The sequence below is a fragment of the SAR324 cluster bacterium genome (assembly GCA_029245725.1).
Taxonomy (GTDB): domain Bacteria; phylum SAR324; class SAR324; order SAR324; family NAC60-12; genus JCVI-SCAAA005.
In genome coordinates, this window is the sequence record JAQWOT010000017.1 from 1 (window position 1) to 6470 (window position 6470).

A 6470-nucleotide genomic window follows, 5' to 3' on the forward strand; every position below is an offset into this window, starting at 1 on the left:
TCCACAATCTTCAACAAAGCGATTTGCTCCTCCTCAGTCCAAGTAGCAAAGCGCACTTTATTGGAGAGGCTCCGAAAAAATTCTGCTAGGCTCATGTTTATTCTCTTAAAGTGCAGGCGTTTGTTCTTTGGTTAGCAGGGATTAACTTCTTTGCATTCTTCAAATCAGGTTTCTTTGAAGACCATAGCAAACTTGGGTAGACGATGACAACTAATCAAGACAGCTGGGTCAAATATTTTCAGGAACACGGCTACGTAGCGATGGAGCGTGTCTTCTCAGAGGAGGAAGTGCAACGCATGCGTAAGGAGGCTGATGCCATCCTTGAATTGATCCTCAACTCCTCGAATTCCCTCCAGCGCCAGAGTGGACGCTTGGATCTGGTCCGGAATGAAGCGGGCTACCTCGTGCGCAAGATCCAGCCGATCAATGATCTATCACTCTACCTCTCCCAAATCTCAGCTGATTCTCGCCTACTCGACCCGATGCGCACCTTGATGAATGAAGAGCCCATCTTGATGGAAGAAAAACTGAACTATAAGCAACCGATGCCCGATCTCTCCTTTGGCTTTGAAACCAATCCCCGCAACACGGATCGTTTCCCAGTACACAACGACTGGGCCTACTATCGAGTGCAGAACTACCCACAGGGCATCATTTCCTCAGCGATTACTCTTGATGACTGTCCCACTGAGTCTGGGCCAATTCACATCTGGCCAGGAACGCACAAGACATACCTTGAGCACGAATCTGTTGATATCGGCCTTCAGGTTCAACCAGGATTGGTCGATTTTGAGGGCGGCGAAGATTTACTGCTGCCTGCTGGTTCCGTTGCCTTCTTCTCGTCCCTGCTTGTCCACAATTCTCGACCCAACATCTCGGGTAACCCTCGCCGGATGATGATCTACAGCCACTATCCCACCTCTGCCGAGATGGGAGTGGATGTGCGAAATGGCCCTACTCGACTGCGTGAGGCGCCCTATGAGTGGGAGTACTCTCGGATGAAACTACGTGGGGAAGGAAGGGATGTGTTTAGTGCCGAGGCGGCCGTTTGATCGGGTCTGACCAAACAGCGGCAGAGTGGATCTTGAGAGTATTCGGTCAGAGGGATCTTTCGAGGTTTTTTTTGGAAAATATGATTTTACTTCAAGATAATCCGAAGTCAATAAAATGCCGCCCTGTGTAGAGCGGCATAGTGTTATCACTCACAGTTGGTAGGCACGAATGGACCTAACTTATTGCTCTCCATCGTTGTGCCATCAGTCAGTGTGGCAACGAGCTTGAACTCTTTAGCTGTGCAGAATGTTGTATTAAATGTCCAACGGCTACCCGTTGTAGTAGTCAGTGATGGATATGCTGCACTCAGAGAGTTCTTTTCAATCGCGTATAGCACCACATTTGGATCATGTGTCCAAGTAGCCTCAAACACTCGGTTACCTGGTGTAACAGTGAAGTCAAATATTTCTTTAGTATCATCTCCCAGAGTTGGCTCTTCAGCTACTGGTACTGCTACATCTGGCTCCGTCATACAACCACCGTTTGGATCATCTACCAATCCCATTCCCTCGCATGTTTCTACAATGGGCTCTTCAGGAGTGATTGGATCGACGATGTTAGTTCCAAAGTCGTTATCTACACAAGTGTTATTGGCTTCGTCATAAACGAGTCCAAATGCCTCACATCCGTCGACGATTGGCTTAGTTGGCTCCGCTGGTTGAGACGATGGTTGGTAAGTCGTCTCGGTTACAGACTCTTCAGGCATTGCACCACAGTTTGCAATAGAGGTTGTCAAGGCAACGATGGCTGCGGCTTTGATGAAGGTCCTTACTAATTGAGCTTTCATAATTTGTCCTCGTGGTGGAGTTGATGAGCGCCAAGTAAAAATGTCTCAGTTATGTTGCATAATAGTAAAATTAAGTTAAAAAACGAAAATAACTGTCAATCAATTTTTTAATATTTTTTAGATAAAATATACAAATATCTGATTTAATTAATGATAAATTTTAAAATTAACTGAATTTGATATCAAATTCATGATTATATATTTTTTATGAATTAGTTCTTAGATGAACTCTTTTGGAAAATAAGTGGGCTGGATAGATTGGGATGCTAGAACTTAGAGCTCAGAGAAAATGTTCTGAAGGCGAGAATTGGCAATAATCATATGCTGGGGATTTGAAGAACAGGAGATAAAGTTTAAAAAGCTTGCTGGGCGAGGCTCCTCATCTGGTTCAATATCTGTCTGATTCTCCACCGAGAAGAAAAAATTTAAGATAGAGACCGCTTAGAATGCTCACTCACTTGGGAATGAAGGCCTTAAGGAAAGGAGGCCACATTCAATCAATTCATAGAAACATAGCCAAGCGAGAGAATTTCTAGCTCCAAGCTGCCACCAGGTCTTTGCCATTGGACCAGATCTCCTACTTCAGTTCCCAATACCGCCTTGGCTAGTGGCGAGATCCAACTAATCAGTTGTTGATTGTCCAGCGCCTCATCTTCCCCAACAATCTGGAACTTGCGGATTGTTTCACCTTCTAGCACCTCAACCCACATTCCAAAGCACACTTGCTCTGAAGGATTGTCTGGTGGGATCACCAAGATTGCCTGCGTAACTCGTTGCCGCAGATAGCGCAGATCTCTTTTGATAAGGGCAAGAGCCTGCTTGGCGGACATATCCTCTTTGCCTTGCAGCCGCTGTCGCTCTGCCTCCGCTTGCTGCAGTTGCTCCTGCAGGAGTTGCTGGCCACGGGGAGTTACATAATTTGGATGTGAGCTTATTTTGCGTTCTGGGAGGTCATCAGCGACTTCGTCACCATCGGGTTCCTTAACAAAAGCCCGTGACATTATGGACTTCAGTGCGAAATATTAGGTGAAGAGTATTGCAGAGAAAGAATATTAGAGCTTAGCCGAAGACTTGTTGAAACCCCAACTCATGGAGACTGCTGAGTCCTGTCTCCAGGTCTTCCTCTCGTAGTAGCAACCAATCTTTTGAAAAAGTGGATACTAGCAAAATGTTGAGTTGATGGCTTGCCAATTTTGAGGCGATGGCTGCGAGGAAACCCGGTGTTTCAAACGGAGTCGACATTTTGAATTCAAGCAAACGAAACCAAAGCTGTTGCTTTAAAATTTGGGGAGTCAGCATTTCAAGCTTGTCCTCTGTAGTGATCACGCTGATTTCTTCAGTCTCATGAGTGACAAGAAAATGAGGTTGGGGGTTGGGGCATTTTGCTACCTGGAGCACCGCATAGCGCAGGGGGTGAAGAACAAAGGGGCTTTGCTCAATGGTTTCCTGAAGGGTAGGAGATGCTTCTTTCATGAATGACTTTTTAACTATCTTCAAGAAACGCAGGAATGAATGGATAGTTTTGAAGAATAGGCCCACAAAAGCTTTGCAGAATCCTGGGTTGAAATGCTGAAACAGGTCCCTAGTTGTCCAGATCCCTTCTCATTTCTAGGCTGCTTTAGACTGGCTCGCTAGTTTGCCAATGGCTCTTTCCAGTGAATCAAGTCCCTGTTTCATCTCTTCTTCTGTAATCACCAAGCTAGGGGCCAGGCGCAGTACATCGGGTCCGGCCACCAAGACCATCACTCCCTCGTCGTGGGCAGCTTTCATGACTTCTCCGGCCTTACCTGCCCAGCTATCGCTCATCACGCAACCAAGTAACAGGCCCAGTCCACGAATCTCCTTGAAGACTCCATATTGATCCCCGATCTGCTTCAACCGACTTTGGAACCACTCCTGCCGTTGCTTAACACCTTCGAGGACCTCAGGTTGGTTCACCACATCAAGGACCGCCTCAGCCACGACACTTGCCAGTAGGTTCCCTCCATAGGTAGTGCCGTGCGTTCCAACGCTAAAGTGTTCGGCTATTTTCGCCGTGGTCAGCATCGCCCCGATGGGGAACCCTCCTCCCAAACTCTTGGCGCTGGATAGAACATCGGGAGTGACGCCGTAGTGCTGGTAGGCGAAGAGATAACCGCTGCGTCCCATACCGCTCTGTACCTCATCAAAAACTAGTAGGGCTCCGTGCCGGTCACAAAGCTCTCGGGCAGTTTGTAGAAATTCTTGTTTGGCAGGCAGAACGCCACCTTCCCCCTGGATTGGTTCCACCATGATTGCGCAGGTCTTGTCAGAAACAGCGACTCTCAGGGCATCACAGTCGTTGTAGGGCACATGGTTGATGCTTCCTGGTTTTGGGCCAAAGCCTTCTGCATACTTCGGCTGACCACCCACACTGACGGTGAATAGAGTCCGTCCGTGAAATCCGTTAAAGGTCGCAATGATTTCATCCTTTTCAGCACCAACAGTACTATAGGCATAGCGTCGGACGAGCTTGAGACAGGCTTCATTCGCTTCTGCTCCAGAGTTGGCAAAAAAGACCCGTTCGGCAAAGGTCGCTTCACAGAGCTTGCGAGCCAAACGCAGGGCGGGTTCATTGGTGTAGATGTTCGAGATGTGCCAGAGTTTCCCAGCCTGTTCCTGTAGTGCCTTGACCAGGGTTGGATGACAATGTCCGAGGGAAGTCACAGCAATGCCTCCAGTTAGATCAACGCGTTCTTGTCCTTGTTGATCCCAGATTCTTGAGCCCTCGCCACGTACAGGAATGAAAGACATGGGAGCATAGTTGGGTACCATGAACTGGTCAAAATCTCTGCGATTGACGGTCTTGTTTTCCATCGTCTCTCTCGGAAGATTGGGTTATTCAGGCCTGGATATCTTGAGTCAGCATCACCACGCGCTTTGCTCCGCCCTCGGTATCTTGCTGTCCGACTTCCACAAAGCCAAGTTGTGCATGAAACGTCTCTGAGATCAGATTCGGTGGGCGCAGGTTGACTTCACAGGCGAGCGTTGGGTAGCGTCCCTGGATTAAGTTAATTACAGCAGCATAGAGTTTACGACCAATACCCTGACGTTGAAAACTGGGCGCAATGGCGATGCGATCCACATAGGCGAAGCGGGCGTAGCGTTGGTTAAACCAGCCAAAGTTGACACTGTCATAGTAGGCAGTTTCATCGAGTACTAGGATGAAACCAACCAACTCACCTTGGGAGCCACGGGCAATCCCGGTGTAGATCGATTGTTCTCGTAGCGAAGCGAGCTTGGCGGCAGTTAGTGAGCTGACATGGGGCACAGCAGCTTCATTCAAAGCGAGGATCTCTGCTTCGTTGGCTTGTGTTGCAATACTTATTTGGAAAGAGGAGGATTTCATGCTGCTCGTTGTTGATCGTGGTAATTGCCAGCGAAGCCGTCTATTCTGTTTGGGTCTTCACAAGGAGTTACTGATGGACCCTAACCTTCTTGCGCAACTCAAGCAACTAGAATTGCGCCTCAAGCCCTCCCGAGCCTTATCGATGTTGGGTCGACACGAGCTTCGTCATCGTGGCCGAAGCCTTGAATTTGCTGGCTATCGTGAGTATCGGCCTGGAGATGACCTGCGAGAATTGGACTGGAAACTTCTGGGCCGTACCCAGCGACACTACATTAAGCAGCGCGACACACACAGTCCTGCAACAGCGTTGGTCCTGTTGGATACTTCACCTTCGATGCACTTGCAATCCCCAGATGCCGAATTCAGTAAATTGCGAGCAGCACAGTTGCTGGCTTTTGGCCTGTTGTTGACACTCCAGCGCCAGGGTGACCGCTTCAGCTTTCAACTTCTTGATGGTGCTCTAGTCCCTCCTCCTCGTTCCACACGAAGAGCTTTTCTCCATGCGCTCGAACGGCTGGAAAATCCTAGCCCCAATGAGGTTCCCCAACTACCTACCTTACAGCCTCTTTCTTTCGATCATGTCTTCATGATTTCTGATTTGTTGAGGCCTCCTGCCCAGTGGGAGAGTTGGTTGAACACACTTCGTGTTGTCGGGCGCGAGTTTCAGTGCTTGCGAATTTTAGATCCGTTGGAGTTGGGAGAAGGAGAAAATCCAGATTATTTGCAGCACCTCGAGAGCCCAGAGCGGAAAAGGCAAATGCAGTCTGCCGATTGGTCACGATATCTTGAGAACTTTGAGTCACATCGAAAACATATTCACCAATTTTGTCGTCAGCAGAATCTGCCTTTGCATGAATGCGTGACTCACAAATCAGTACTCAATGAAATTCAAAAAATCTTGTTGCGACTCTGATCGGATGTGGTGGGAAATCTGTCTAGGGGTTAGTGCAGTTGTTCACAAAGTGGTACCAACGTTTCAAACAACTCATCCATTTCGAGAGGCTTGGTGAGTAGTTTCACATTGTAGGGAGCGAGGGCTTCTGCAAATTCTTCATCGTCATGGGCACTGATAGCGATCACGATCTGAGAATGTGATTTTTTACGAATGTGATCAACCAGCCTTAATCCACTCATGCGAGGCATGCTCAGGTCCGTCAAAACGATATCGTAATCTCGCTCATCCATTTTGTTGAGAGCTTCCTGGCCATCTTCTGCGGTGTCGACCTCGGCAAATAGGTTCTGCAGTAGAAACTGGAAAGACTC

The 6470-nt window shown here is 48.2% G+C and carries 8 protein-coding genes; 2 read left to right on the forward strand and 6 right to left on the reverse strand.

Annotated features, from left to right (window positions below; genetic code table 11):
• The first annotated feature begins 203 nt into the window (after positions 1–203).
• The gene (locus P8O70_00415) at positions 204–1052 is read left to right on the forward strand and encodes a phytanoyl-CoA dioxygenase family protein (GenBank protein MDG2195345.1); all 849 of its coding nucleotides are present in this window, start codon (positions 204–206) and stop codon (positions 1050–1052) included.
• Between the two features lie 146 nt (positions 1053–1198).
• Here the strand turns inward: P8O70_00415 and P8O70_00420 are convergent, their stop codons facing one another.
• The 5 genes from P8O70_00420 to P8O70_00440 form a co-directional block, all read right to left on the reverse strand.
• Positions 1199–1840, reverse strand: a complete 642-nt coding sequence (locus tag P8O70_00420; GenBank protein ID MDG2195346.1) for a hypothetical protein — start codon at positions 1838–1840, stop codon at positions 1199–1201.
• Between the two features lie 497 nt (positions 1841–2337).
• Positions 2338–2841 carry a GreA/GreB family elongation factor gene (locus P8O70_00425; protein ID MDG2195347.1) on the reverse strand — a complete coding sequence of 168 codons (504 nt, stop codon included), beginning with the start codon at positions 2839–2841 and terminating at the stop codon, positions 2338–2340.
• A gap of 58 nt (positions 2842–2899) precedes the next feature.
• Complete coding sequence (locus tag P8O70_00430; protein MDG2195348.1) at positions 2900–3313, reverse strand: ACT domain-containing protein; 414 nt, start codon at positions 3311–3313, stop codon at positions 2900–2902.
• A gap of 135 nt (positions 3314–3448) precedes the next feature.
• Complete coding sequence (locus tag P8O70_00435) at positions 3449–4675, reverse strand: aspartate aminotransferase family protein (GenBank protein ID MDG2195349.1); 1227 nt, start codon at positions 4673–4675, stop codon at positions 3449–3451.
• Positions 4676–4700: 25 nt separating this feature from the next.
• Entirely contained in the window at positions 4701–5207 is a 507-nt protein-coding gene (locus P8O70_00440; GenBank protein MDG2195350.1) for a GNAT family N-acetyltransferase, read from the reverse strand.
• Here P8O70_00440 and P8O70_00445 point away from each other — a divergent pair.
• Entirely contained in the window at positions 5206–6120 is a 915-nt protein-coding gene (locus P8O70_00445) for a DUF58 domain-containing protein (protein ID MDG2195351.1), read from the forward strand. The two genes, P8O70_00440 and P8O70_00445, sit on opposite strands and share 2 nt — an antisense overlap.
• 29 nt (positions 6121–6149) lie before the next feature.
• Here P8O70_00445 and P8O70_00450 read toward each other — a convergent pair.
• The coding region (locus P8O70_00450; protein ID MDG2195352.1) for a response regulator at positions 6150–6470 on the reverse strand (321 nt) is incomplete at its 5' end.

Excerpts from the sequence above, each read along its gene's own strand:
- P8O70_00435 (MDG2195349.1), bottom strand. The coding sequence starts at position 4,675 with ATGGAAAACAAGACCGTCAATCGCAGAGATTTTGACCAGTTCATGGTA.
- P8O70_00445 (MDG2195351.1), top strand. The coding sequence starts at position 5,206 with ATGCTGCTCGTTGTTGATCGTGGTAATTGCCAGCGAAGCCGTCTATTC.
- P8O70_00420 (MDG2195346.1), bottom strand. The coding sequence starts at position 1,840 with ATGAAAGCTCAATTAGTAAGGACCTTCATCAAAGCCGCAGCCATCGTT.
- P8O70_00430 (MDG2195348.1), bottom strand. The coding sequence starts at position 3,313 with ATGAAAGAAGCATCTCCTACCCTTCAGGAAACCATTGAGCAAAGCCCC.
- P8O70_00415 (MDG2195345.1), top strand. The coding sequence starts at position 204 with ATGACAACTAATCAAGACAGCTGGGTCAAATATTTTCAGGAACACGGC.
- P8O70_00440 (MDG2195350.1), bottom strand. The coding sequence starts at position 5,207 with ATGAAATCCTCCTCTTTCCAAATAAGTATTGCAACACAAGCCAACGAA.
- P8O70_00425 (MDG2195347.1), bottom strand. The coding sequence starts at position 2,841 with ATGTCACGGGCTTTTGTTAAGGAACCCGATGGTGACGAAGTCGCTGAT.